We start from the raw sequence: 24,198 nt of genomic DNA, 5'->3' as shown, positions 1-24,198 counted from the left end.
GGGAAGTTTCACCGTGACCACCACGATCGACCTGGTGTCGTACGAGGACGCGCTGGCGTCCTACGACCCCGTCATGGGTCTTGAGGTCCATGTCGAACTCGGCACCAGGACCAAGATGTTCTGCGGGTGTGCGACCGAGCTGGGCGCCGAGCCCAACTCGCAGACCTGCCCGACCTGCCTCGGCCTGCCCGGCGCGCTCCCGGTCGTCAACGCCACCGGCGTCGAGTCCGCGATCAAGATCGGTCTCGCGCTGAACTGCGAGATCGCCGAGTGGTGCCGCTTCGCCCGGAAGAACTACTTCTATCCGGACATGCCGAAGAACTTCCAGACCTCCCAGTACGACGAGCCGATCGCCTTCAACGGCTACCTCGACGTACAGCTGGAGGACGGCACGTCCTTCCGCGTGGAGATCGAGCGCGCGCACATGGAGGAGGACACCGGCAAGTCGACGCACGTCGGCGGCGCCACGGGCCGTATCCACGGCGCGTCCCACTCCCTGCTCGACTACAACCGCGCGGGCATCCCGCTCATCGAGATCGTCACCAAGCCGATCGAGGGCGCGGGCGAGCGCGCCCCCGAGGTCGCGCGGGCGTACGTCCGTGAGCTGCGCGAGGTCATCCGGGCGCTCGGTGTCTCCGAGGCCCGGATGGAGATGGGCCAGATGCGCTGCGACGTGAACCTGTCGCTGCGCCCCCACGGCACCGCGAAGTTCGGCACCCGCTCCGAGACGAAGAACGTGAACTCCCTGCGGTCCGTGGAACGCGCGGCCCGCTTCGAGATCATGCGGCACGCGGCCGTGCTCAACGGCGGCGGGACGATCATCCAGGAGACCCGGCACTTCCACGAGGACACCGGGTCGACGACCTCGGGCCGCGTGAAGGAGGAGGCCGAGGACTACCGGTACTTCCCGGAGCCCGACCTGGTCCCCGTGGCGCCCTCGCGCGCCTGGGTCGAGGAGATCCGCGCAGCGCTTCCGGAGATGCCGCTGGCCCGCCGTACCCGGCTGCTCGCCGAGTGGGGCATCTCGGCGGTCGAGATGCAGGCGATCCAGAACGCCGGTGCGCTGGACCTGATCGTCGCCACCATCGACGCCGGGGCCGACGCGGCCTCCGCCCGCAAGTGGTGGATGGGCGAACTGGCGCGCAGCGCCAACGAGTCGGGCACCTCGCTCGACGAGCTGGCGATCACCCCGGCGCAGGTCGCCCGGGTCACCGAGCTGGTCTCGAAGGGTGACCTGAACGACAAGCTGGCCCGCCAGGTCATCGAGGGCGTCCTCGCGGGCGAGGGCACCCCGGACGAGGTCGTCGACAAGCGCGGTCTGAAGGTCGTGTCGGACGACTCGGCGCTCGGCACCGCCGTCGACGAGGCCATCGCCGGCAACCCGGGCATCGCCGACAAGATCCGCAGCGGCAAGGTGGCCGCGGCGGGCGCGCTGGTCGGCGCGGTCATGAAGGCGACCCGCGGCCAGGCCGACGCGGCCCGCGTCAAGGAGCTGATCCTGGAGAAGCTGGGCGTCAGCGAGGGCTGAGCGGCGGCCCGCACGTGGTAGGGCCCCGGAGGCAGCGCCTCCGGGGCCCTGCCCCTGTTCCAGGGGTTACTGCCTACGGCGCCCGACGACCCGTACGAAGCCGAGCGTGCGCCCCTGGTCGGCGCGGAGCATCTCCGCGCACCGGCCCGCCATCCGGACGTGGAAGTCGTCCGTGCTCTCCTCGGCGACCACCTCGCACCACAGCAGCCAGTCCCGCCAGCCGTCCGGCTGCCAGTCGGCGGCCTCGACCTCGACGGCCCCGCTGCGGGTCCAGTGGCGGTGCCACCAGTGGGCGGAGTGGAAGCACCAGAAGTCGGGCTCCCACCACGGCTTCAGATGCTCCGGCGGTTCGGTGCCCGCGATCTCCTCGCGCAGCGCGGGCACCACGACCCCGATCCGGCCGCCGGGCTTCAACAGCCGGGTGAGCGTGGGCAGATAGAGGTCGTCGGTGCCGAAGTACTGGTACGCGTCGACCGAGACGATCGCGTCGAAGCCGCCCTCGGCGAAGGGCAGGTCGTGCGCTTCGGCACGCACCGGCTGCACGCGGTCGGCGAACCCCGCCTCGGCGATGCGCCCGGCGTTGTCGTCGGGTCCGACCCAGAGGTCCGCGGCGGTGACCTGAGCGTGGAACTCCCTGGCCAGGAAGATCGAGGTCATCGCCCGGCCGCAGCCCAGGTCGAGCACGCGCGCGCAGGGGCGCAGCGCGTCCAGGCCGAGGGCGGGGGCCAGCCATTCCAGCAGCCACAGGGCGTGCGGGCCCATCTGGTTCTCGACGGCCCAGCGGGCGTCGTAGGTGCTGCTGAGCGGATACCGGGGGAGGGTCAGACGGTCAGTGAGAGAGGCGTCCTTCGACGGTGCGGGAGAGACGGCGTCGGACATCGTTGAACGGGCTCCTTGTGATCTTCGTAGTGAAGGGCGATGCGTAGGAGCTCATTCGGACCGTCAAACAATGCACCCGCTTCGGTCGTCGGCGAGGGGCCGGTCAGTGCTGACCAGCGGAAGCTAGCAGTTGTCGACCTGGTCCGCAGCCGATTTCCCCAGGTGCGGGCGCTACGCTCGCCCGCCATGACCGGACACGCCGAATCGGACGCGGAACCCGAGACAACCGAGGTGGAGGCCGCGGCAGACGAGGACGAGGACCTCTTCGAGGACGCCCGTCGGGCCCGCTGGACCGCCACCGTCACCGGGGTGCTGCTGGCCCTGATGGGGCTGACCGCCGCGTCCATGAGAGTGGGCGGAGGCGTGGCCGCCGTGGTGCCGGCCGCCTACGGCACCGGATCCGCCGTGTGCGTGTTCGCGGGGGCGATCGGGGCCCGCGGCCGTACCCGCTGGGCCCTCTGGCTGATGATCCTGGGCACCATGGTGATGGCCCTCGGCGACCAGTTCGACTGACGTACCCGCCCCGGACCGGCCTCGGGCCGCGCGGCTGCCGCGCCGCTCATGAGAGGCTCGACGCGCAGGTCGAGGACGTGGTGGAACTGGAGAAACACGATGTACGCGATATCCCTGGGTGACGACGGCGCCGAACTGCGCCCGCTGGAGCCCTGGCACGCCGAGGAGTTCCTGGCCCACCTGGACCGCGGGCGGGAGTTCATCGGACAGTTCATCCCCTTCGGCTCCAAGGCGACGGACGTGCCCTCCGCCCGCGCCATGCTCCAGCGGTACGCCGACCTGCGCGCCGCCGACACCGGCGCCCTGCACGGCCTGTGGCTGGGGGGCACGCTCGTCGGCGGGGTGCTCTTCCTGAACTTCGACGCCGAGCAGGGGAACGCCGAGGTCGGCTGCTGGCTGGAGCCGGCCGGCACCGGGCGCGGACTCGTCACGCGCGCGATGCGGGTACTCCTCGACTTCGCGGTCGACCAGCGCGGTATCCACCGGATCGAGTGGGTCGCCGCCTCGGGCAACGTGCCCAGCCTGAACGTGGCCCGGCGGCTGGGCATGACCCGCGATGGCGTACGCCGCCAGGCACACCCCTATGGTGGCCTACGGCACGACGTGGAGGTGTGGTCGATCCTCGCCCCCGAATGGCGTGAAGCACGCGCGCGTGCCGCAGAGAACGATCATTAAGAAGCCTCTCAGACAGGATCCGTACGGTGCCGGACATGGGAACCAAGACAGCTGACGAGACCGGTGCCACGACGGGTGCCGAAGCCACGACCGACGAGGAGAAGGTGAGCGTCACCAAGAGCGCCGACGCCGTCTCGGAGTCCGGCACCGAGGCCGCCGAGGGCACGGACGCCGACCTCGACGCGGACGACCTGGAGGACGACGACGAGGACCTGGCCGCGGAACTCGCCGCGGAACTGGCCGAGGCCGAGGGCTCGTCCGGCGTCGGCCTGGGCGCCGGTGCCGTCGTCTCCGTCGTGCTCGGTCTGGTCTCCCTCACGGGTGGCTGGATCGGTACGGTGGCCGCCGCTCGCGAGACCCTCATCGGCCAGCTCCAGACCTCGTCGAGCGCGAGCGTCGCCACGCAGGTCAAGGAGGTGTACGGCGACGCCTGGCAGACCACCGCGCTCTGGGCGGGCCTGTTCGCGCTGGCCGGCCTGCTGACCGCCGTCGTGGTGCTGGTCCGGCCCGCCTTCGGCGCCCCCGGCAGGCCGCAGGCGCCGTGGATCAAGTCGGTCGCCTGGGCCGGCGTCGCCGTCGGTGTCATCGGCCTGCTGCTGGCCGTCCTCAAGTACTCCGACGCGCTCCTCGGACTGCCGTCGACCAGCTGAGCCGGCTGCGACCGCCCAGGTCGGAAGGGGCCTTAGGGCGTCCGTGAGCACCTTACGGACGGTCTGAGGCCCCTTACGCGTGTCCGGGACCCGGCGGCCCCGCGAAGATGCGGAACTCTCCCGATGTGGCGCACCCCCCTGGGAGACGAAGGTGGAGGCATCGCAGAAAGCGATGCCCGATCACCCGCTCTCACAAGGGACACACCATGTTCGAGTTCGAACTCCACCGGATCCGCTCCGCCGAACTGCGCCGCCAGGCCGCGGAGGCCCGGCTGGTCAGGGAGGCCGTCCGCTCCCGTCGCGCCGCCGGCCGCGAGGCCGGACACGGTGCCGCGGCGGAGGAGGCGCATACCGACCGCCGCGGCCGGCGCCGGCTCCCACGCACCGCGTGACCACGGGACGGCCGGGCGGCGCGGACCGCCCGGAAGCAGCGAACGGGGAAGCCGGTGGCCGCACGGGAACGGGCCACCGGCTTCCCCCGTCGGTCTCTCTCACCGGTACGACAAGCGCACCGGCGCTGTGGAAAACCGGTGCCGTGGTCTCCGGGCCCCATGCGATGCTCTGGCCTGTGGAGACCAGGTCCGTGAGTCCCGTGTTCGTAGGCCGCAGCGACGAGTTGGACACACTGAACGACGCGCTCGCGCGTGCCGGGGCCGCCGAGCCGCAGGCGCTGCTGCTCGGCGGCGAGGCCGGCGTCGGCAAGACCCGGCTGGTCGAGGAGTTCGCCACGGCCGCCTGCCGGCAGGGCGCGGTCGTCGCCCTGGGCGGCTGCGTGGAGATCGGCGCCGACGGGCTGCCGTTCGCCCCCTTCTCCACCGCCCTGCGCGCCCTGCGGGCCGCCCTGCCCGACGAACTGGCCGCGGCCGCCGCCGGCCAGGAGGACGAACTGGCCCGGCTGCTGCCCGAGCTCGGCGAGGCCACCGCAGGCCGCCACGACGAACAGGGCATGGCCCGCCTCTTCGAGCTCACCGCGCGCCTGCTGGAGCGGGTCGCCGCCGAGCGCACGGTGGTCATCGCCCTGGAGGACCTGCACTGGGCCGACGCCTCCACCCGCCACCTCCTCGCCTATCTGCTGCGCACCCTGCGCACCGGCCGGCTCGTCGTCCTCGCCACCTACCGCTCCGACGACATCCACCGCCGCCACCCGCTGCGCCCCCTGCTCGCCGAACTCGACCGGCTGCGCACCGTCCGCCGCCTCGAACTCGCCCGGTTCACCCGCGAGGAGGTCGGCCGCCAGATCGCCGGCATCCTCGCCACCGAACCCGACCCGGCCCAGGTCGACGAGATCTTCGAACGCTCCGACGGCAACGCCTTCTTCGTCGAGGAACTCGCCGTGGCCGCCGCCGAGGGCTGCTGCACCGGGCTCACCGACCCGCTGCGCGACCTGCTCCTGGTCCGGGTCGAGGCACTGCCCGAGAGCGCCCAGCGGGTGGCCCGGATCGTCGCCGAGGGCGGCTCCACCGTCGAGTACCGGCTGCTCGCCGCCGTCGCCCGGCTCGCCGAGGACGACCTCATCGAGGCGCTGCGGGCCGCCGTCGGCGCCAACCTCCTCACCGCCACCCCCGCCGGCGACGGCTACCGCTTCCGGCACTCCCTGGTCCGCGAGGCCGTCGCCGACGACCTGCTGCCCGGCGAGCGCTCCCGGCTCAACCGCCGCTACGCCGAGGCCCTGGAGGCCGACCCGGGGCTGGTACCGGCCGACGCGCGCGTGACCCGCCTGGCCAGCTACTGGTACCAGGCCCATGACCCCGCCAAGGCGCTGCCCGCCGTTCTCGACGCCTCCGTGGTGGCCCGCCGCCGGCACGCCTACAGCGAGCAACTGGGCCTCCTGGAGCGCGCGATGGAGCTGTGGGACACCGCCCCCGAGGAGATCCGCGCGGCCCTGCGCCCGGTCGACTACACCGACGTCTACCCTCCCTGCGGCTGCGATCCGGCGGCCACCCCGCTGCGCTACCTCGACCTGATGGCGGAGGCGGCGGTCGCCGGCCGCTTCTGCGGGGAGCGCGAACGCGCCCTGAAGATCACCAAGAAGGCGCTGCGGATCCTCCAGGACGAGCACGACCCGCAGCGCGCCGCCTGGTTCTGGGTGCAGCGCTCCCGGCTGGTCCAGGGCCTGGCCCGGGGCGACGGCCGGCAGGAACTCGCCAACGCCCAGGACCTGGTGCGCGGTCTGCCCCCTTCCGAGGTGCACGCCGACGTCCTGGCCAACGCGGCCACCTGGGCGATGCTGCACCAGCCGGGCCCCGAGGCCTTCGCCGCCGCCGAACAGGCCGTGGAGTACGCGCGGATGGTGGGCGCCCGGGAGATCGAGCTCAACGCGCGGGTCACCCTCGGCTGCCTCATGGTCGACTCGGGGGACGTCGACAACGGCCTGGCGGAGCTGTACCGGGTCAAGGAGGCCGTGCTCCAGGACGGGGTGGCCCATGTCGTCGGGCGGGCCTTCGTGAACCTGCCGTCCGAGCTGGAGTCGGTCGGCCGCTCCGGGGAGGCGGTGCCGATCCTGCGCGAGGGCGTCACCTTCACCCGCGGATACGGCCTGCTGGACTCCGAGGCATGGATCTGGGGCAACCTCTCCGAGTCGCTGTACTCACTGGGCCGGTGGGACGAGGCCGCCGAGGCCGCCGCGGGCGCCCTCGGCTCGGCGGCCAGCGCCAAGCCGAGGGGCGTCGGCGCCCTGCGCCTCGCCGACATCGCCATGGCCCGGGGCGACGCGGCCGAAGCCGCCCGCCGGCTGGCCATCGCGCACGCCCACTACGGCAGCCACGACCCGATGCCCCAGGTTCTGCTGCCGGTGGCCCGGATCGCCATCGGCGTCGCCGCCGAGGAGGGCAGGCTCCTGGACGCCCGCGCCGAGCTGGACCGCGCCCTGGCGGCCGGCTTCCCGCCCGGTACCCACCGCTACGGCTGGCCCCTGCTGCTGGCCGCCGCCGGCGCGGAGGCCGACGCCCGCGCCCTGCCCGCGGCGGCCGACGGCCGCGCCGAGGCCCTCGACCGGCTGGCCGAGGCCGTGCGCAAGCTCACCACCGGCGCACCCCTCTGGCAGGCGTACGAGCGCTGGACCCGCGCCGAGCTGCACCGGGCCCGGGGCACCGACACCGCCGCCCTCTGGTCGGACGTGGTCACCGACTTCGAGTGCCTGGACCGTCCCTACGACCTGGCCCGGGTCCGGCGCCGCCTCGCCCAGTGCCTGCTCGAAACGGCCGCCGGCGACGACGAACGCGACCGCGCCGCGGAGCTCCTGCGGCTGGCCGGGGCCGTCGCCGGCCACCTGGGCGCCCGCCCGCTCGCCGAGGCCGTCGCCCTTCTCGCCCAGCGCGCCCGCCTCACCTTGACCGCCCGCGGTTCCCGCCGGGCCCTCGACCCCGCCGAGAGCCTCGGCCTCACCAGCCGGGAGCGCGACGTCCTCCGCCTGGTCTCGGCAGGCCGTACCAACCGCCAGATAGCCGAGGAACTCTTCATCTCCCCGAAGACCGCGAGTGTCCATGTCTCGAACATTCTGGGCAAGCTGGGCGTTGCAGGAAGGGGCGAGGCAGCGGCGGTGGCGCACAGACTGGGGTTGTTCCCCGTCGAGGCGCTCGACCCGACCAGGTAGGGAGACCGGCGGAGGAGGCACCGTGTTCAACATGTTCGAGGAGCTGTTCGCACCCGGCCGCAAACACACCCACGAGGAGCAAAAGCGGCTGGAGCTGACCCGCGAGGACGTGGGGGACGCGGATCCCGGCCGCGGACCGATAGACCTGGCGTCCGGCAAGGTCGTCATACGGCTCCCGCGGGAGGAGCCCGCGACGGACTCCGGGGACGACGAGGCGTGAGCGGTGTCGCCGCCGGCTACCTCACCCGCAGCTCCAGGATCCGGTCGTCGCCCGCCTTCGGCCGGCCCCGCCCGTCGGTGTTGCTGGTCACCAGCCACAGCTTGTCGCCGCCCGCCGCCACGACCGTCCGCAGACGGCCGTACCGGCCGGTGAGGAAGGCCTGCGGCGCGGCGCCCGCGGTGGTGCCGACCAGCGGAACGCGCCACAGCCGTTGGCCCTTCAGACCGGCCATCCAGATCACGCCGTCGACATAGGCGATGCCGCTGGGGGAGGCGTCGTCGGTGTGCCACTGGGCGATCGGGTTCACGTACTTCGGGTCGGACGACCTGCCCTCCGCGTCCGGCCAGCCGTAGTCGCCGCCGGGCTTGATCGCGTTCAGCTCGTCCCAGGTGTCCTGCCCGAACTCCGAGGCGAACAGCCGGCCCTTGTCGTCCCAGGCCAGGCCCTGCACATTGCGGTGGCCGTAGGTGTAGACGGGCGAGTTCGGGAACGGGTTGCCGGGGGCCGGGTCGCCCTCCGGCGTCAGCCGCAGGATCTTCCCGCCGAGCGAGTCCCTGTCCTGCGCGAGGCCGCGCTGTCCGCTCTCCCCGGTGCCCGCGTAGAGCATGCCGTCCGGGCCGAAGGCGATCCGGCCGCCGTTGTGGATGAACCCCTTGGGAATGCCCTTGAAGATCGTGTCGGGGGCGCCCAGTTGCTCCTTGGCGGGTTTGCCCTCGTCCCAGAGCATGCGCACGATGCGGTTGTCGGAGGCCGACGTGAAGTACGCGTAGATCATGTGGTCCGAGGCGAAGTCGGGGGAGAGGGCGATACCCAGCAGGCCGCCTTCACCCGCCGCGGACACCCCGGACACGACACCCAGTTCCGTGATCTTCCCGGTCTTCTCGTCGACCTTGCTGATCGTCCCGTCGTCCCGGTCGGACACCAGCAGCCCGGCCCCGCCCGGCAACGCCGCCAGCCCCCAGGGCGACTTGAGCCCCTCGGCGACCGTACGCAGCACCGTGACCGTCCCCTTGGCGGGCGCGGCGGACTCGCTCGCCCCGGCCGACGCGGAGGCGCCGGAGCCACTCGCCGACGAACCCCCGGCCCAGGACGGCGTGGGCAGCCCCCCACCTCCGCCCCCGGACGAGCACCCCGCCACCACCAGGACCCCGGCCACGGTCAACACGGCGGCCCCACCTCGACGTCGCACGATCACGGTCCCTCCGAAACGGCCCGGCTCCTGCGACCGACGGTAGTACAACGCGCCGCCGTCAGGGGCGTCGCTCTGTCCGGCGGACCATGCTGCGAACGCCCGCTGACAGCGCCCCGTAAGGGGCGCGGGGAACTGCGCGGCCAGCCCCCACGCCGCCGCACCGAACCACCCACCGGCTCCCCTACCGCTCAGTCCCAAGAACCCTGCGCAGCAGGCAGCCCGCCCAGCTCCGTCAGATCCTCCGCGGTCAGCCGTACCTCCGCCGAACCGGCGTTCTCGGCCACCCACCGCCCCTGCTTCGTCCCCGGCACCGGCACCACCTGCCGCCCCTGCGCCAGCACCCACGCCAGCGCCACCTGAGCCGCGGTGACCCCCTCCCCCCGCCGGCCGGCGACCCTCCGCAGCCCCGCCACGATCGGCTGGTTCGCCGCCATCATCTCCGCGGTGAAGCGAGGATGCCGCGCCCTCAGGTCATCGGGTTCGAACCCCTCACCCGGCGTGAGCGTGCCGCTCAGATACCCGTTGCCCAGCGGCATCGCCGCGAGGAACCCCACCCCCCGCGCCACGCACCACGGCAACAGGGACTCCAGCGCCTCCGGCGACCACACCGACAGCTCCGCCTGCACCGCGCTCACCGGAAACACCTGCTGCACCCGCTGAAGCTGACGCAGGGTCGCGTCATGCAATCGCGCGCCGGACCTGCGCCCCCCACGCGCCCCCACGGCGCACAACCCCAGCGCCCGCACCTTCCCCGCCCGCACCAGTTCCGCCATCGCGCCCCAGGTCTCCTCGACGGGAACCTCGGGGTCGGCGCGGTGCAGCTGGTAGAGGTCTATGACATCGGTCTGGAGCCGTCGCAGCGACGCGTCGCACGCCCGCTTCACATACCCGGGCCTGCCGTTCGCCACGATGTGCTGGTCGCCCACGAGTAAGCCCACCTTCGTCGACACGAAGGCCTCCGCGCGCCGCTCCCTGAGCACCCGCCCCAGCAGCAGCTCATTGGTGAACGGGCCGTACATGTCGGCCGTGTCAAGGAGCGTCACGCCCAGATCCAGGGCCCCGTGCACCGCCCTCAGCGACTCGTCGCCCCGCTGCCGTGACCCGCTGTAGGCCCAGTTCATCGGCATGCACCCGAGTCCGACGGCCCCCACCGCAAGCGCCCCCGCGCCGATCGTCCTGCGCTCCACCTGCCCGTTGACCTCCTTCTCCGGCCCCCAACCTAACCTCTGTGTCCCCACACCCCTGACCTGGGGCCCGCCCGGCAGGCCCTAGCCTCCTCGGCATGACCCAAGACGTGTGGCTCCCCATCCCGCCGACCGAGATCCAGGGGCTCCCGGAAGGCCTCAACTACCTCTTCTGGGACGGCGACCAGGACTTTCCCGGCGACCCCGCCGACTGTGCCGTGTACGTGGTCCCCTACATGAAGCGGCAGCACCTCAAGGTGCGGCCGCTGTCGGGAATGCTGAACGTCCGGCTCATCCAGACCCTCACCGCCGGCGTCGACGACATGACCGCGGCCCTCGACCTGATCGCCCCCGGCGTACAGCTCTGCAACGCGCGCGGGGTGCACGAGGCGAGCACCGCCGAACTCGCGCTCACGCTCACGCTGGCGTCCCTGCGCGGCGTCCCGGGGTTCGTGCGCGCCCAGCAGCAGGAGCACTGGGAGAGCGGTTTCCACCCCGCCCTCGCCGACAAGTCGGTCCTCATCGTCGGCTACGGCGCCATCGGCGCGGCCATCGAGGACCGGCTCGTGCCCTTCGAGGTTGCGCGGGTGGCGCGCGTCGCGCGCTCCGGGCGCGCCTCGGCGCGCGGTCCCGTGCATCCGCTCACCGAACTGCCGGATCTGCTTCCGGAAGCAGATGTCGTCATCCTCTCCACGCCCCTCACGGACACCACACGAGGCCTGGTCAACGCGGAGTTCCTCGCACGGATGAAGGACGGCGCACTGCTCGTGAACATCGCGCGCGGGCCCGTCGTGGACACCAAGGCGCTGCTCGCCGAACTGGAGAGCGGCCGCCTCACCGCCGCCCTGGACGTCACCGACCCCGAACCGCTGCCGTCCGGTCACCCCTTGTGGCAGGCGCCCGGAGTGCTGATCAGCCCTCATGTCGGGGGCCCCACCTCGGCCTTCCTGCCGCGCGCCAAGCGTCTCGTCACCGAGCAGTTGAACCGCTTCATGAACCAGCAGCCGTTGCGAAACGTGATTTTGACGACGGGATCCACCGACAACTGACCATCGTGGCAATACGCGTGTAATCCGCTTCCGGTACGGTCCGCAACCTTCCGGGCGCGGTGCGTGCGCGCATAGCCGCTGGTCGTCACGGAGCGTAGAGAAGCTATGTCCCTGAGTGACGAGACTGGTGTATCGTCCCGGAAGGGGCTGCGCCGCGCACCGTTCGGCGCCGGGGATGGACATTTCAGATTCGTGAGGGGGGCGACGGGCGATGCACGGCCTATGGACGAACGATCCGACGCGGCGGAGCCGCCGGCGGCGACCCTGGCGCACAGCTGCGCGCAGACGCGGCCACCACACCAGCCATCACCACCACCGCAGCCACAGCGGGCGCAGGACGCACCCACACCCAGCGCACCCGGCCCCGAGGGACCCGGGAGCGGCGCGGACCGGGAGCATCCGGTGACAGCGCCGACGCCTGTGACGACCACTCTTCCCGGAGCGCTGCGGGCACAGCCTCCGGGAGGGAAGCCGTACCCCCGGCCGCCGGTCACCGGCGGCGGGACCGGCGTGGTCCGCCAACTCGTCCTGGCCCTGATCTGCGCGGGATACGCCGTCGGTTCCGCGTTCGACTGGGGCTCGAACCAGATCGCCCTGTTCATGGGCGACTTCGGTCTGACCGCGGCCGCCGGCACCGCCGCCGTGTCGTGCTTCCTCTACGCCCGCTCCCCGCGGGTCCGCTTTCGACCTGCCTGGCTGCTCTTCGCCCTCTCCTCGGCGATGGCGGCCCTGGGCAACGCGGTCTGGGGGTGGTACGAGGTCGTGCTCCAGCGGCCGGTGCCCAGCCCCAGCTACGCCGACCTGTTCTTCCTGTGCTTCGCGCCGCCCGCCATCGTCGGTCTGCTGGTGCTGGCCAAGCGGCCGGTGTCCAAGGCCGGCTGGATCTGCCTGGCGCTGGACGCCTGGCTGATCGGCGGCTCGCTGCTCACCCTGTCGTGGAGCCTCGCGCTCGCCCAGGCCGCCCGGTTCGACGGGCCCAGCGTCGCGCACACCGCGCTCTCGCTGGCGTACCCGCTGCTGGACATCGCCCTGGTCAGCATGGTGCTCGCACTGCACTTCCGGCGCTCGCCGGGCAACCGCACCGCGGTGAACACCGCGATCGGCGCCCTGGCCCTGACCGTGATGTGCGACGCCCTGTTCACCTCGCCGCTGCTGCACAGCAGTTACCGCTCCGGCCAGCTGCTGGACGCGGGCTGGTTCGCCGGCTCGCTGCTGCTCGCGTACGCCCCCTGGGCCGCACCCCGGCCGGCGCTCGCCCAGGACCCCGACGGGCACACCCGCGTGGTCCACGAGCACGTGCCCGGCGGCCGGCCCACGGCACCCAGGCAGCCCCCCGCCCCCGCCCCGGGAGGCGATCACAGCCGGTACCCGGCGGGCCGGCCGATCACCGGCTCGCTGGCCGCGCTCACCCCGTACCTGGCCGCCGCCGTGTGCACCCTGGGCATCCTCTACAACGTGCTGAACGGCCGCAGCCCGGACCACGTCGTCCTGATCACCGCCGACTGTGTGGTCCTCGCGCTGGTCGTGCGCCAGGGCATCATGCTGCTCGACAACATCACCCTCACCCAGGAACTGGCACAGCAGGAGAACCACTTCCGCTCCCTGGTGCAGGGCTCCAGCGACGTCATCATGATCGCCGCGCCCAACGGCATCCTCCGGTACGTCTCCCCGGCCGCCGCCGGGGTCTACGGGCGGCCGGCCGAGGACATCGTGGGCTCGGAGCTGGCCAACCTCATCCACCCGGAGGACCTGGGCTGCGTGGTGCACGAGGTGCGCCGCTTCCTCGCCGCCAGCTCCCAGGACGAACCCACCACCCGCATCGAGTGCCGGTTCCGGTCCGGCGAGGGCGGCTGGCTCAACGTCGAGTCCACCGTCAACCGGCACCACGGCGGCCTCATCTTCAACAGCCGGGACGTGACCGAAAGAGTGCGGCTGCAGGCGCAGCTCCAGCACAATGCCGAGCACGACCCGCTCACCGACCTGCCCAACCGCGCCCTGTTCACCCGGCGCGTGCAGCAGGCCCTGTCCGGCCGCCGCTCCTCCGACCGGGGGCCGGCCCTCAGGAACACGGCGGTGCTCTTCATCGACCTGGACGGGTTCAAGGCCGTCAACGACACGATCGGGCACCAGGCCGGCGACGAGCTGCTCGTCCAGGCCGCGCGCCGGCTCCAGGGCACGGTCCGCCACGGCGACACCGCGTCCCGGCTGGGCGGCGACGAGTTCGCGGCGCTGATCGTCGGCGACGGCACCCGTGACCGCAGTGCCCGGGAGCGGCACATCCTGGAGCTCGCCGACCGCCTCAGGGTGACCCTCTCCCAGCCGTACGCCATTGACGGCAACGATGTCCGTGTCAACGCGTCCATCGGTGTCGCCTTCGCCGAACCCGGTCTCGGCGCGGGTGAGCTGCTGCGCAACGCCGACCTGGCGATGTACCGCGCCAAGTCGGCCGGAAAGGGCTGCGTCAAGCTGTACAAGCCGCAGATGCAGCAGGACGTCGTACGCAAGGCGGAGCTGGCCACCCGGCTGCGGGCCGCCCTGCACGACGGCGAGTTCGCGCTGCTGCACCAGCCCGTGGTGTGCCTGCAGAACGGCCGGATCGAATCGGTCTCCGCGCAGGCGCGCTGGCGTTCCTCGCAGGGGGTGCTGTTCACGCCGGCCGAGTTCCTGCGGGTGGCCGAGGACAGCGACAAGACCGCCGAGCTGGACCGCTGGATCCTCCAGGAGGCGGTCGAGCAGGCCGCCGAGCGGGCCGCGGGCGGGCTCGTGGTGCCGGTCGCCGTCCGCACGTCCGCCCGGCGGCTGCTCGACCGGTCCTCGCCGCTCGGCTCCGTGGAGGCCCTGCTCAACCGGTACGGGCTGCCCTCGGGGGCACTGGTCCTGGAGCTGTCCGACACCGATCCCAGGGTCCCGCTGGACGAGCTGGAGCGGCGGCTGACCGCACTCAGCCGGCACGGGGTCCGGATCGCGCTGGACGGCTTCGGCAGCGGCTACGCGGCGATCACGGCCCTGCGCAAGCTCCCCGTCGACGTGCTCAAGCTCGACCGCGGCCTGGTCGAGGGGGTCGTCGAGTCGGCCCGGCTGCACAAGATCACCAGCGGGCTGCTGCGGATCGCCTGCGATCTCGGCCTCCAGTCGGTGGCCGAGGGCGTGGACCTGCCCGAGCAGGTCACGGCGTTGCGTGAGATGGGGTGCACGCACGGGATGGGCATGGCGTTCTCCGGCCCGGTGGACGAGTACCGGCTGCGCCGGGCGCTCGGTTCCGGCCACTATCCGGTCCCGCACGCACCGGCGGCCGAGCCGGCGTTCGCGGGAGGCGGCGTGGGGGTGTACACCAGTGGTGTGCCTGCTGGTGTGCCCGCCGGCGTACCCGCCGTGCTCGGAGGCGGAAGTGCCCTACGCTCACATAATGAGACTCCCGTCCCACCCACTTGACACGTGGTGCGCGTCGGAGGGAGGGTCAGTCCCATGCGCACCCGAATTCTCGTACTTGGACAGCGCGTCGGCTGAGCTGGGGCCCACCGGAGGACGATCCGGAATCTCCAGCGACCACACCGGCGCGCTCCCCTCGCTTGCCTTTTGGCACGAGGGGTTTTTTGTTGCACCAGCACCAGACGTACGGCAGCAGAATTCCGTACGAACCTCGCGAAAACCCTCAGCATCGAGAAGAGAATGCCGATGACCGAGCAGGCCCCGGGGGCCCACCATCCGCAGCCGCGGCCCCGTTCCGGAGGACAGCAGTCCGCACCCGTCGAGCACGTCACAGGTGCGAAGTCCCTCATCCGCTCCCTTGAGGAGGTCGGCGCCGACACGGTATTCGGTATCCCGGGCGGCGCGATCCTGCCGGCCTACGACCCGCTGATGGACTCCACCCGGGTGCGCCACGTCCTGTGCCGGCACGAGCAGGGCGCCGGGCACGCGGCCACCGGCTACGCGCAGGCCACCGGCAAGGTCGGCGTCTGCATGGCGACCAGCGGCCCGGGTGCGACGAACCTGGTGACGCCGATCGCCGACGCGCACATGGACTCGGTGCCGCTCGTGGCGATCACCGGGCAGGTCGCGTCCTCCTCGATCGGTACGGACGCCTTCCAGGAGGCGGACATCGTCGGCATCACCATGCCGATCACCAAGCACAACTTCCTCGTCACCAAGGCCGAGGACATCCCCCGGGTGATCGCGCAGGCGTTCCACATCGCCTCCACCGGCCGCCCCGGCCCGGTCCTGGTCGACATCGCCAAGGACGCCCTCCAGGCGAAGACCACCTTCTCCTGGCCGCCGGTCCTGGACCTGCCCGGCTACCGCCCGGTGACCAAGCCGCACGCCAAGCAGATCCGCGAGGCCGCCAAGCTGATCACCTCCGCGAAGCGGCCGGTCCTCTACGTCGGCGGCGGCGTCATCAAGGCGCACGCCACCGCCGAGCTCAAGGTCCTCGCCGAGCTCACCGGAGCGCCCGTCACCACCACCCTGATGGCGCTCGGCGCGTTCCCCGACAGCCACCCGCTGCACGTGGGAATGCCGGGCATGCACGGTGCGGTCACCGCCGTCACCGCGCTGCAGAAGGCCGACCTGATCGTCGCCCTCGGAGCCCGTTTCGACGACCGCGTCACCGGCAAGCTGGACAGCTTCGCCCCGTACGCGAAGATCGTCCACGCCGACATCGACCCCGCGGAGATCGGCAAGAACCGCGCCGCCGACGTGCCGATCGTCGGTGACGCCCGCGAGGTCATCGCCGACCTGATCCAGGCGGTCCAGAAGGAGCACAGCGAGGGCCAGCAGGGCGAGGCCGCCAAGTCGAGGTACGCGGCCTGGTGGAAGGACCTCAACCGCTGGCGCGAGACCTACCCGCTGGGCTACGACCTGCCCGACAACGGTTCGCTCTCGCCGCAGCAGGTCATCGAGCGCATCGGGCAGCTCGCCCCCGAGGACACGATCTTCGCGGCGGGCGTCGGCCAGCACCAGATGTGGGCCGCGCACTACGTGCAGTACGAGAAGCCCGCCACCTGGCTGAACTCCGGCGGCGCCGGAACCATGGGCTACGCGGTCCCGGCCGCCATGGGCGCCAAGGCCGGCCAGCCGGGCCGGACCGTCTGGGCGATCGACGGCGACGGCTGCTTCCAGATGACCAACCAGGAGCTCACCACCTGCGCCCTGAACAACATCCCGATCAAGGTCGCCATCATCAACAACGGCGCCCTCGGGATGGTCCGCCAGTGGCAGACCCTGTTCTACAACCAGCGGTACTCCAACACGGTGCTGCACTCCGGCCCCGACGACGTCAACCCGGACGCCCGCGGCACCCGGGTCCCCGACTTCGTCAAGCTGTCGGAGGCGATGGGCTGCTACTCCATCCGGTGCGAGTCCCCGGACGACCTCGACAAGGTCATCGAAGAGGCGAACTCCGTCAACGACCGCCCGGTCGTCATCGACTTCATCGTCCACGAGGACGCCATGGTGTGGCCGATGGTCGCCGCCGGCACCTCCAACGACGAGATCCTGGCCGCCCGGGACGTCCGCCCCGACTTCGGCGACAACGAAGACGACTGAGCGAGAGAGAGCCAGAAAAATGTCCAAGCACACGCTCTCCGTACTGGTGGAGAACAAGCCGGGCATCCTCGCCCGGATCGCGGCCCTGTTCTCCCGCCGCGGCTTCAACATCGACTCGCTCGCCGTCGGGGTCACCGAGCACGCCGACATCTCCCGCATCACGATCGTGGTGAGCGTCGAGGCCCTGCCGCTGGAACAGGTCACCAAGCAGCTCAACAAGCTCGTCGAAGTGCTCAAGATCGTCGAACTGGAGCCGGGTTCGGCCGTTCAGCGGGAACTCGTTCTGGTGAAGGTGCGCGCCGACAACGAGACGCGTTCCCAGATCGTCGAGATCGTCCAGCTGTTCCGCGCCAAGACCGTCGACGTCTCCCCGGAGGCCGTCACCATCGAGGCCACCGGCAGCAGCGAGAAGCTGACCGCCATGCTCAAGATGCTGGAGCCGTTCGGCATCAAGGAGCTGGTGCAGTCCGGCACCATCGCGATCGGGCGCGGGGCCCGTTCGATCACCGACCGGTCGCTGCGCGCCCTCGACCGTTCTGCGTAAGGCTTGACACGGGCGGCCGGCCGTCGTCGGCCGCCCGTATACCGAGACCCCGAGACTTCCCTTCCGCCCGCCGTCATACGGTGGGACGCAACACCTGCACACCAAGGAGAGAACCCAAAGTGGCCGAGCTGTTCTACGACGCCGACGCCGACCTGTCCATCATCCAGGGCCGCAAGGTCGCGGTCATCGGCTACGGCAGCCAGGGTCACGCCCACGCCCTGTCGCTGCGCGACTCGGGTGTCGACGTGCGCGTCGGTCTGCACGAGGGCTCCAAGTCCAAGGCGAAGGCCGAGGAGCAGGGCCTGCGCGTGGTGACCCCGGCCGAGGCCGCCGCCGAGGCCGACGTCATCATGATCCTGGTCCCGGACCCGATCCAGGCCCAGGTCTACGAGGAGTCCATCGCTCCCAACCTGAACGACGGCGACGCGCTGTTCTTCGGCCACGGCCTGAACATCCGCTTCGGCTTCATCAAGCCCCCGGCCGGCGTCGACGTCTGCATGGTCGCCCCCAAGGGCCCGGGCCACCTGGTCCGCCGCCAGTACGAGGAGGGCCGCGGCGTTCCCTGCATCGTGGCCGTCGAGCAGGACGCCACCGGCAACGGCTTCGCGCTCGCCCTGTCGTACGCCAAGGGCATCGGCGGCACCCGCGCCGGCGTCATCAAGACGACCTTCACCGAGGAGACCGAGACCGACCTGTTCGGTGAGCAGGCCGTTCTCTGCGGTGGTACCGCCGCTCTGGTCAAGGCCGGTTTCGAGACCCTGGTCGAGGCCGGCTACCAGCCGGAGATCGCCTACTTCGAGTGCCTCCACGAGCTGAAGCTCATCGTCGACCTGATGTACGAGGGCGGCCTGGAGAAGATGCGCTGGTCGGTCTCCGAGACCGCCGAGTGGGGCGACTACGTCACCGGCCCCCGGATCATCACCGACGCCACCAAGGCCGAGATGAAGCAGATCCTCGCCGAGATCCAGGACGGCACCTTCGCCAACAACTGGATGGACGAGTACCACGGCGGTCTGAAGAAGTACAACGAGTACAAGAAGCAGGACTCCGAGCACCTGCTGGAGACCACCGGCAAGCAGCTGCGCAAGCTGATGTCCTGGGTGAACGAAGAGGCGTGAGCCCCAGGTGACAGGGCCGGGGCGACACGCCCCGGCCCTGTTGTCCGTCCCGTCGAATCTCAGACGGGTGATCCTTCCGCAGAGGCGCAGGACGCCCCACGCCACGCCACTACACTGCCGTACTACATACGCGTCAGGCCCACAGCGTCGTGCGTCTCCACGCGGCTAGCCAACCTCCACCGCCTGCGGCCGTCGGGACGGCCGTCCGCATTGGACCTGTGAGGACTCACGTGAGCTCGAAACCTGTCGTACTCATCGCTGAAGAGCTGTCGCCCGCCACCGTCGACGCGCTGGGCCCGGACTTCGAGATCCGGCACACCAACGGAGCAGACCGGGCCGAGCTGCTCCCCGCCATCGCCGACGTGGACGCGATCCTGATCCGCTCCGCCACCAAGGTCGACGCCGAGGCCATCGCCGCGGCCAGGAAGCTGAAGGTCGTCGCACGAGCCGGCGTCGGCCTGGACAACGTCGACGTCTCCGCCGCCACCAAGGCCGGCGTGATGGTCGTCAACGCCCCGACCTCCAACATCGTGACCGCCGCCGAGCTGGCCTGCGGTCTGCTGATCTCCAGCGCCCGCCACATCCCGCAGGCCAACTCCGCGCTGAAGAACGGCGAGTGGAAGCGCAGCAAGTACACCGGCGTCGAGCTCGCCGAGAAGACCCTCGGCGTCGTCGGCCTCGGCCGCATCGGCGCCCTGGTCGCGCAGCGCATGTCGGCGTTCGGCATGAAGGTCGTCGCCTACGACCCCTACATCCAGCCCGCCCGCGCCGCCCAGATGGGCGTCAAGGTGCTGTCGCTGGACGAGCTGCTCGAAGTCGCCGACTTCATCACCGTGCACCTTCCGAAGACCCCCGAGACGGTCGGCCTGATCGGCGACGAGGCGCTGCGCAAGGTCAAGCCGTCGGTGCGGATCGTCAACGCGGCGCGCGGTGGCATCGTCGACGAGGAGGCGCTGTACGCGGCGCTCAAGGAGGGCCGGGTCGCCGGCGCCGGCCTCGACGTCTACACCAAGGAGCCGTGCACCGACTCCCCGCTCTTCGAGCTGGACCAGGTCGTCTGCACCCCGCACCTCGGTGCCTCCACCGACGAGGCCCAGGAGAAGGCGGGCATCGCGGTCGCCAGGTCGGTCCGCCTCGCCCTCGCCGGCGAGCTGGTCCCGGACGCGGTCAACGTCCAGGGCGGGGTCATCGCCGAGGACGTCAAGCCGGGCCTGCCCCTCGCCGAGCGCCTCGGCCGTATCTTCACCGCGCTCGCCGGTGAGGTCGCGGTCCGTCTCGACGTCGAGGTCTACGGCGAGATCACCCAGCACGACGTGAAGGTGCTGGAGCTCTCCGCGCTCAAGGGCGTCTTCGAGGACGTCGTCGACGAGACGGTGTCGTACGTCAACGCCCCGCTGTTCGCGCAGGAGCGCGGTGTCGAGGTACGGCTGACGACCAGCTCGGAGTCGGCTGACCACCGCAACGTCGTCACCGTGCGCGGCACCCTCGGCAGCGGCGAGGAGGTCGCGGTCTCCGGCACGCTGTCCGGCCCGAAGAACCTCCAGAAGATCGTCGCGGTCGGCGACTACGACGTCGATCTCGCGATCGCCGACCACCTGCTGGTGCTGCGCTACGAGGACCGGCCGGGTGTCGTCGGCACCGTCGGCCGCATTCTCGGCGAGGCGGGCATCAACATCGCCGGTATGCAGGTCGCCCGTGCGGCGGCGGGCGGCGAGGCGCTGGCCGTTCTCACCGTCGACGACACGGTGGGCTCCGCGGTGCTGGCCGAGGTGGAGGCGGAGATCGGGGCGACGTCGGCTCGTTCGGTGAACCTGGTCTGATTTTTCTTGCCCACCCGCCCACCCGACTCGGTGGGCTGGAAGGCTCGCGTCATGTCCTCAAACGCCGGACGGGCTGAGTAAGTCAGCCCGTCCGGCGTTTGCGTGGTCACCCCCTGCGCAGCTGTATGGTCACCGCCTGCGCAGCGTCACCGCCGCCCCCGCCGCCGTCAGTGCCAGCAGTACCGCACCCGCTGCCGCCGCCCCCTGCATCCCGCTGGTGAACGCCTCCCGGGCGGTCCGGGTCAGGGCCTCTCCGGCCGGCCCCGGCAACCGGGCCGCCGTCGCCAGCGCGCCGCCCAGGGTCTCGCGGGCCGCCGCCGGAGCCGTCGCCGGCATCTCGTGGCGGTAGACCGCAGTGCCGATCGACCCCAGTACGGCCATGCCGAGCGCACCGCCGAACTCCGCGGCCGTCTCAAGGAGCGAGGACGCTGTCCCGGCCCGTTCCACCGGGGCGCCGCTCATCGCCAGGTCGGTCAGCTGGGACACGATCGCGACCATCCCGCAGGCGAGCACCCCGGCCCCGGTCAGCACCAGCCACAGCGAGTCGGTGCCGATCAGGGCGAGCAGCACGAACCCGGCCGCCATGGCCGCGAAGCCGCCGGCGACGACGTACCCCCGGGCGGCGCCCCGCTGCACCAGCCGTGCCGTGACCGGTCCCGCGGCCCCGATGAACACCGCGGGCAGCAGACTCCACAGCGCCGCCGCGAGCGGGCTCATGCCGAGGACCGACTGGATGTACTGCGTGGTGAAGATCGCCGAGCCCAGCATGGCGAGCGAGGCGACGAGGTTCAGGACCAGCGCCGGGGTGAAGCCGGGGCCCTTCAGCAGGACCGGTGGGACCAGCGGTGAGGCGGTGGTGCGCTGGCGGTGCACGAAGAGGACGGCGAAGAGCAGGCCGACGGTGACCGAGACGACGTAGAGCGGATGCGGGCCCTCGGAGGGGATCTCCTTGACGCCGTAGACCACGGGGAGCACGGCGGCCATCGAGAGCGGGACGCCCAGCCAGTCGAAGCGGCCGGGGGAGGGGTTCCTGGACTCCGGGAGCAGGAACGGGCCGAGCAGGAGCAGCAGGGCCATCGCCGGGAGATTGACCAGGAAGACCGAGCCCCACCAGAAGTGTTCGACGAGGATCCCGCTCATCACCGAGCCGAGCGCGATCCCGCCCGTCATCACCCCGGACCACAGGCCGATCGCCTTCGCACGCTGGCCGGGGTCGGTGAACATCGTGCGCAGCAGGGCCATCGTCGACGGCATCAGGGTCGCGCCGCCGACGCCGAGGACCGCGCGGGCGGCGATCAGGGTCCCGGCGCTGTCCGCGTACGCGGCGAGCAGCGAGGCGCCGCCGAAGGCCGCGGCCCCCATGAGCAGCAGGCGCCGGCGGCCGATGCGGTCGCCCAGCGCGCCCATCGTCATCAGCAGGCCGGCCAGTACGAAGCCGTAGACGTCGAGGATCCACAGCTGCTGGGTGCCGCTCGGCCGGAGGTCCGCGCCGATTGCCGGGAGGGCGAAGTAGAGGACCGAGACGTCCATCGAGACCAGCAGCAGCGGCAGCATCAGCACGCCGAGCGCGGTCCATTCGCGGCGCCCGGCCCGGGAGTCGGCGTTCGGTGGTGCGGTCGTCGTGCTCGTCGGATTCGTCATGCCAAGGAATGTACGAGCGTCTTACACGGTTGTATAGAACGCTTGTATAAGTCATGCGTCTAGGACGGGCGTATGGAATCCCGGTAGGGTGGTCCGCATGGGACACCGTGAGGATCTGCTGGAAGGCGCCAAGCGCTGCCTGCTGGAGAAGGGGTTCGCGCGGACGACGGCCCGCGACGTCGTCAGGGAGTCGGGGACCAACCTGGCCTCGATCGGGTACCACTACGGCTCCAAGGACGCGCTGCTCGCGCAGGCCTACATCGCGCTGGTGGAGGAGATGTCCTTCGAGGGCGGCGACGACGGGCTGACCGCGGCGCCCGGCTCCCTCGAACGGTTCCGGGAGGTGTGGTCGAACATCGTCGACAGCATGCGCGGGCCCGGTTCGATGTGGCGGCTCGGCGTGGAGATCGTGACGATGGGCGATCAGATGCCGGAGGTGCGGGAGCAGCTGGCGCGCGCCCAGCGCGAGGGCGGCCGGGGGCTGATCTCGCTGCTGATGGGCGTACCGGAGGAGGAGGTCTCCGACGAGACCGCCGACACCCTGGGCCGCTTCTACATGACCTTGATGTCGGGCCTCATCTCGCAGTGGACCTTCGACCCGAAGACCGCCCCCGACGGCGACGCGCTCGCCGAGGGCCTGCGCCAGATCGTCGAGGCCGCGACCCGGAGCTGACCCACCCGTCCCGCGGCTCCACCGCGAGCGCTCGGCGGCGAAGGCACCCCTACAGCCGGGCCCGCTTCAGTGCCATGTGCAGCAGCAGGCGGTCCTCGCCGTCGTCCAGGTCGAGGCCGGTGAGCTGTTCGACGCGGGACAGGCGGTAGTACAGGGTCTGCCGGTGGATGCCGAGCGCGGTGGCCGTGCGGCCGGCCTGGCCCGCGTGGTCGAGGTAGACCTCGGCGGTGCGGGCCAGTTCGTGCTGGGCCGGGGTGAGGAGCGGGGCCACGGCCGGGTCCTGCGGGCCCTGCGGCGGCAGCGCGGTCAGCAGGCGGTACGGGCCGATCTCCGCCCACTGCGCGACCGGCCCGAACCGCGGCTCCGCCAGCGCGGCCCGGGCCGCCGCCGACGCCTCCTGCCAGACCGCCCCCAGCTCGGCCAGCCCGGTCCGGGCCCCGCCCACGCCCGCCGCGCACTCCTGCCCGGCCGGGACCGGCCCCGCGAACCCCGCGGCCACGGCCGCCGCCGCCCGCGCCCCGGCCCCGCGGGCCGCCGCCGACCGGGCCTCCTCCGCCTCCTTGAGCAGCCGGGCGGCGGCCGTCAGGGCGGGCGTGGCCGTGTCCGTGCTGCGCAGCCGGACCAGTACCGCGAGGCTGTGGCCCGTCGCCCCCCAGGGCAGGGCGCACAGCGCGGTGGCGTGCGGGACCGTGCGCGGGGACGGGGCGTCGTCCGGGTCGGCGGACGGCCAGGGGGCGACACAGACCAGGGTGTGCGGGGCGTCCGCGCGCACACCCAGGGCGGTCCGCAGCTCGGCCACCGCCATGTCCCGCTGCCAGCCGCCCTCCGCGACCAGCACCGCCCGCAGCTCCCGGCCGAGCCCCGCCCCCGCCCGCGCCTCGTCCGCGAGCAGCGCCCCGATCCGCCCGGCCACCCCCATGGCGGCGGCCAGCTGGGCGTCCGTCGGACCCGGATCCGAGTCGAGCAGCCACACATAGCCGAGGACGACACCCCGATGGCGTACCGGCAGACAGATCCGTCCCCGGTACACGCCTGCCTCCGGGGTCGGCGGGATCCGGACCGGTCCGGTCGCCCGGGTGATGCCGAAGCCCTCGAACCAGGTGCGGACCGCCGCCGTGGAGCGCCGGGTCAGGATCGAGCGGGTGCGGACCGGGTCCAGCGCCGAGGGATCGAGGTCGCCCTCACTGTCGTACGCCCCGAAGGCGATCAGCTCGAAGTCGCGGTTCTCCAGGGTCGCCGGCACGCCCAGCAGCTCCGAGATCTCGTCGACCAGCTCCTGGTAGTCAGCCTTGGATTCTGACGTCACCCGGGCATTCTCCCGCAATTCACGGACGCCTTCATACATCTGTCTGAGATCTGCGGCACGGATGCGTGACAGC

Annotated in this window: 19 protein-coding genes; 14 read left to right on the top strand and 5 right to left on the bottom strand. The window is 71.8% G+C overall.

What is annotated here, in order from left to right; translation table 11 throughout:
• The first annotated feature begins 13 nt into the window (after positions 1-13).
• A complete protein-coding gene (gene gatB / locus IEZ11_RS19940; RefSeq protein WP_189264144.1) occupies positions 14-1,528 on the top strand; it encodes an Asp-tRNA(Asn)/Glu-tRNA(Gln) amidotransferase subunit GatB in 1,515 nt (504 codons plus the stop codon).
• Between the two features lie 66 nt (positions 1,529-1,594).
• Here gatB and IEZ11_RS19935 read toward each other — a convergent pair whose 3' ends face one another.
• A complete protein-coding gene (locus tag IEZ11_RS19935) occupies positions 1,595-2,407 on the bottom strand; it encodes an SAM-dependent methyltransferase (protein ID WP_189264143.1) in 813 nt (270 codons plus the stop codon).
• Between the two features lie 186 nt (positions 2,408-2,593).
• Between IEZ11_RS19935 and IEZ11_RS19930 the strand changes: the two genes are divergently transcribed.
• The 6 genes from IEZ11_RS19930 to IEZ11_RS19905 all read left to right on the top strand — a co-directional run bounded on the left by IEZ11_RS19930 (position 2,594) and on the right by IEZ11_RS19905 (position 8,057).
• Positions 2,594-2,920 (top strand): hypothetical protein, encoded by a 327-nt coding sequence (locus IEZ11_RS19930; RefSeq protein ID WP_189264142.1) that lies wholly within the window; start codon positions 2,594-2,596, stop codon positions 2,918-2,920.
• 99 nt (positions 2,921-3,019) lie between these two features.
• On the top strand, positions 3,020-3,595 hold the full coding sequence (locus tag IEZ11_RS19925; protein WP_189264141.1) for a GNAT family N-acetyltransferase: 576 nt from the start codon (positions 3,020-3,022) through the stop codon (positions 3,593-3,595).
• Positions 3,596-3,630: 35 nt separating this feature from the next.
• Positions 3,631-4,245, top strand: a complete 615-nt coding sequence (locus IEZ11_RS19920; RefSeq protein WP_189264140.1) for a hypothetical protein — start codon at positions 3,631-3,633, stop codon at positions 4,243-4,245.
• 206 nt (positions 4,246-4,451) lie between these two features.
• Entirely contained in the window at positions 4,452-4,637 is a 186-nt protein-coding gene (locus IEZ11_RS19915; RefSeq protein WP_189264139.1) for a hypothetical protein, read from the top strand.
• Between the two features lie 164 nt (positions 4,638-4,801).
• A complete protein-coding gene (locus tag IEZ11_RS19910) occupies positions 4,802-7,837 on the top strand; it encodes a helix-turn-helix transcriptional regulator (RefSeq protein WP_189264138.1) in 3,036 nt (1,011 codons plus the stop codon).
• Between the two features lie 22 nt (positions 7,838-7,859).
• Positions 7,860-8,057, top strand: a complete 198-nt coding sequence (locus tag IEZ11_RS19905; RefSeq protein WP_189264137.1) for a DUF6191 domain-containing protein — start codon at positions 7,860-7,862, stop codon at positions 8,055-8,057.
• Between the two features lie 16 nt (positions 8,058-8,073).
• Here the strand turns inward: IEZ11_RS19905 and IEZ11_RS19900 are convergent, their stop codons facing one another.
• Positions 8,074-9,252, bottom strand: coding sequence for a PQQ-dependent sugar dehydrogenase (locus IEZ11_RS19900; protein ID WP_189264136.1), 1,179 nt, complete (start codon positions 9,250-9,252; stop codon positions 8,074-8,076).
• Between the two features lie 185 nt (positions 9,253-9,437).
• On the bottom strand, positions 9,438-10,436 hold the full coding sequence (locus IEZ11_RS19895) for an aldo/keto reductase (RefSeq protein WP_189264135.1): 999 nt from the start codon (positions 10,434-10,436) through the stop codon (positions 9,438-9,440).
• Between the two features lie 95 nt (positions 10,437-10,531).
• On the opposite strand from IEZ11_RS19895, the gene IEZ11_RS19890 reads away from it, so the two are divergent.
• The 6 genes from IEZ11_RS19890 (at position 10,532) to serA (ending at position 20,505) form a co-directional block, all read left to right on the top strand.
• On the top strand, positions 10,532-11,482 hold the full coding sequence (locus tag IEZ11_RS19890) for a 2-hydroxyacid dehydrogenase (RefSeq protein WP_189264134.1): 951 nt from the start codon (positions 10,532-10,534) through the stop codon (positions 11,480-11,482).
• Positions 11,483-11,884: 402 nt separating this feature from the next.
• The gene (locus IEZ11_RS19885) at positions 11,885-14,914 is read left to right on the top strand and encodes a putative bifunctional diguanylate cyclase/phosphodiesterase (RefSeq protein ID WP_189264133.1); all 3,030 of its coding nucleotides are present in this window, start codon (positions 11,885-11,887) and stop codon (positions 14,912-14,914) included.
• A gap of 243 nt (positions 14,915-15,157) precedes the next feature.
• The gene (locus IEZ11_RS19880; RefSeq protein WP_189264132.1) at positions 15,158-17,023 is read left to right on the top strand and encodes an acetolactate synthase large subunit; all 1,866 of its coding nucleotides are present in this window, start codon (positions 15,158-15,160) and stop codon (positions 17,021-17,023) included.
• A gap of 19 nt (positions 17,024-17,042) precedes the next feature.
• The gene (gene ilvN, locus IEZ11_RS19875; RefSeq protein ID WP_046726929.1) at positions 17,043-17,567 is read left to right on the top strand and encodes an acetolactate synthase small subunit; all 525 of its coding nucleotides are present in this window, start codon (positions 17,043-17,045) and stop codon (positions 17,565-17,567) included.
• A 119-nt stretch (positions 17,568-17,686) separates the two neighbouring features.
• Positions 17,687-18,685 (top strand): ketol-acid reductoisomerase, encoded by a 999-nt coding sequence (gene ilvC / locus IEZ11_RS19870; protein WP_189264131.1) that lies wholly within the window; start codon positions 17,687-17,689, stop codon positions 18,683-18,685.
• A gap of 230 nt (positions 18,686-18,915) precedes the next feature.
• Complete coding sequence (gene serA, locus IEZ11_RS19865; RefSeq protein ID WP_189264130.1) at positions 18,916-20,505, top strand: phosphoglycerate dehydrogenase; 1,590 nt, start codon at positions 18,916-18,918, stop codon at positions 20,503-20,505.
• 129 nt (positions 20,506-20,634) lie between these two features.
• On the opposite strand, the gene IEZ11_RS19860 is transcribed toward serA, so the two are convergent.
• The gene (locus tag IEZ11_RS19860) at positions 20,635-22,146 is read right to left on the bottom strand and encodes an MFS transporter (RefSeq protein ID WP_189264129.1); all 1,512 of its coding nucleotides are present in this window, start codon (positions 22,144-22,146) and stop codon (positions 20,635-20,637) included.
• Positions 22,147-22,243: 97 nt separating this feature from the next.
• On the opposite strand from IEZ11_RS19860, the gene IEZ11_RS19855 reads away from it, so the two are divergent.
• Positions 22,244-22,819 (top strand): TetR/AcrR family transcriptional regulator, encoded by a 576-nt coding sequence (locus IEZ11_RS19855; protein WP_189264128.1) that lies wholly within the window; start codon positions 22,244-22,246, stop codon positions 22,817-22,819.
• 49 nt (positions 22,820-22,868) lie between these two features.
• On the opposite strand, the gene IEZ11_RS19850 is transcribed toward IEZ11_RS19855, so the two are convergent.
• On the bottom strand, positions 22,869-24,164 hold the full coding sequence (locus tag IEZ11_RS19850; protein WP_189264127.1) for a PucR family transcriptional regulator: 1,296 nt from the start codon (positions 24,162-24,164) through the stop codon (positions 22,869-22,871).
• Positions 24,165-24,198: the final 34 nt, after the last annotated feature.

The organism is Streptomyces fuscichromogenes (assembly GCF_014645815.1).
Taxonomy (GTDB): Bacteria; Actinomycetota; Actinomycetes; order Streptomycetales; family Streptomycetaceae; genus Streptomyces; species Streptomyces fuscichromogenes.
This window is presented reverse-complemented; position numbering and strand designations above follow the sequence as displayed.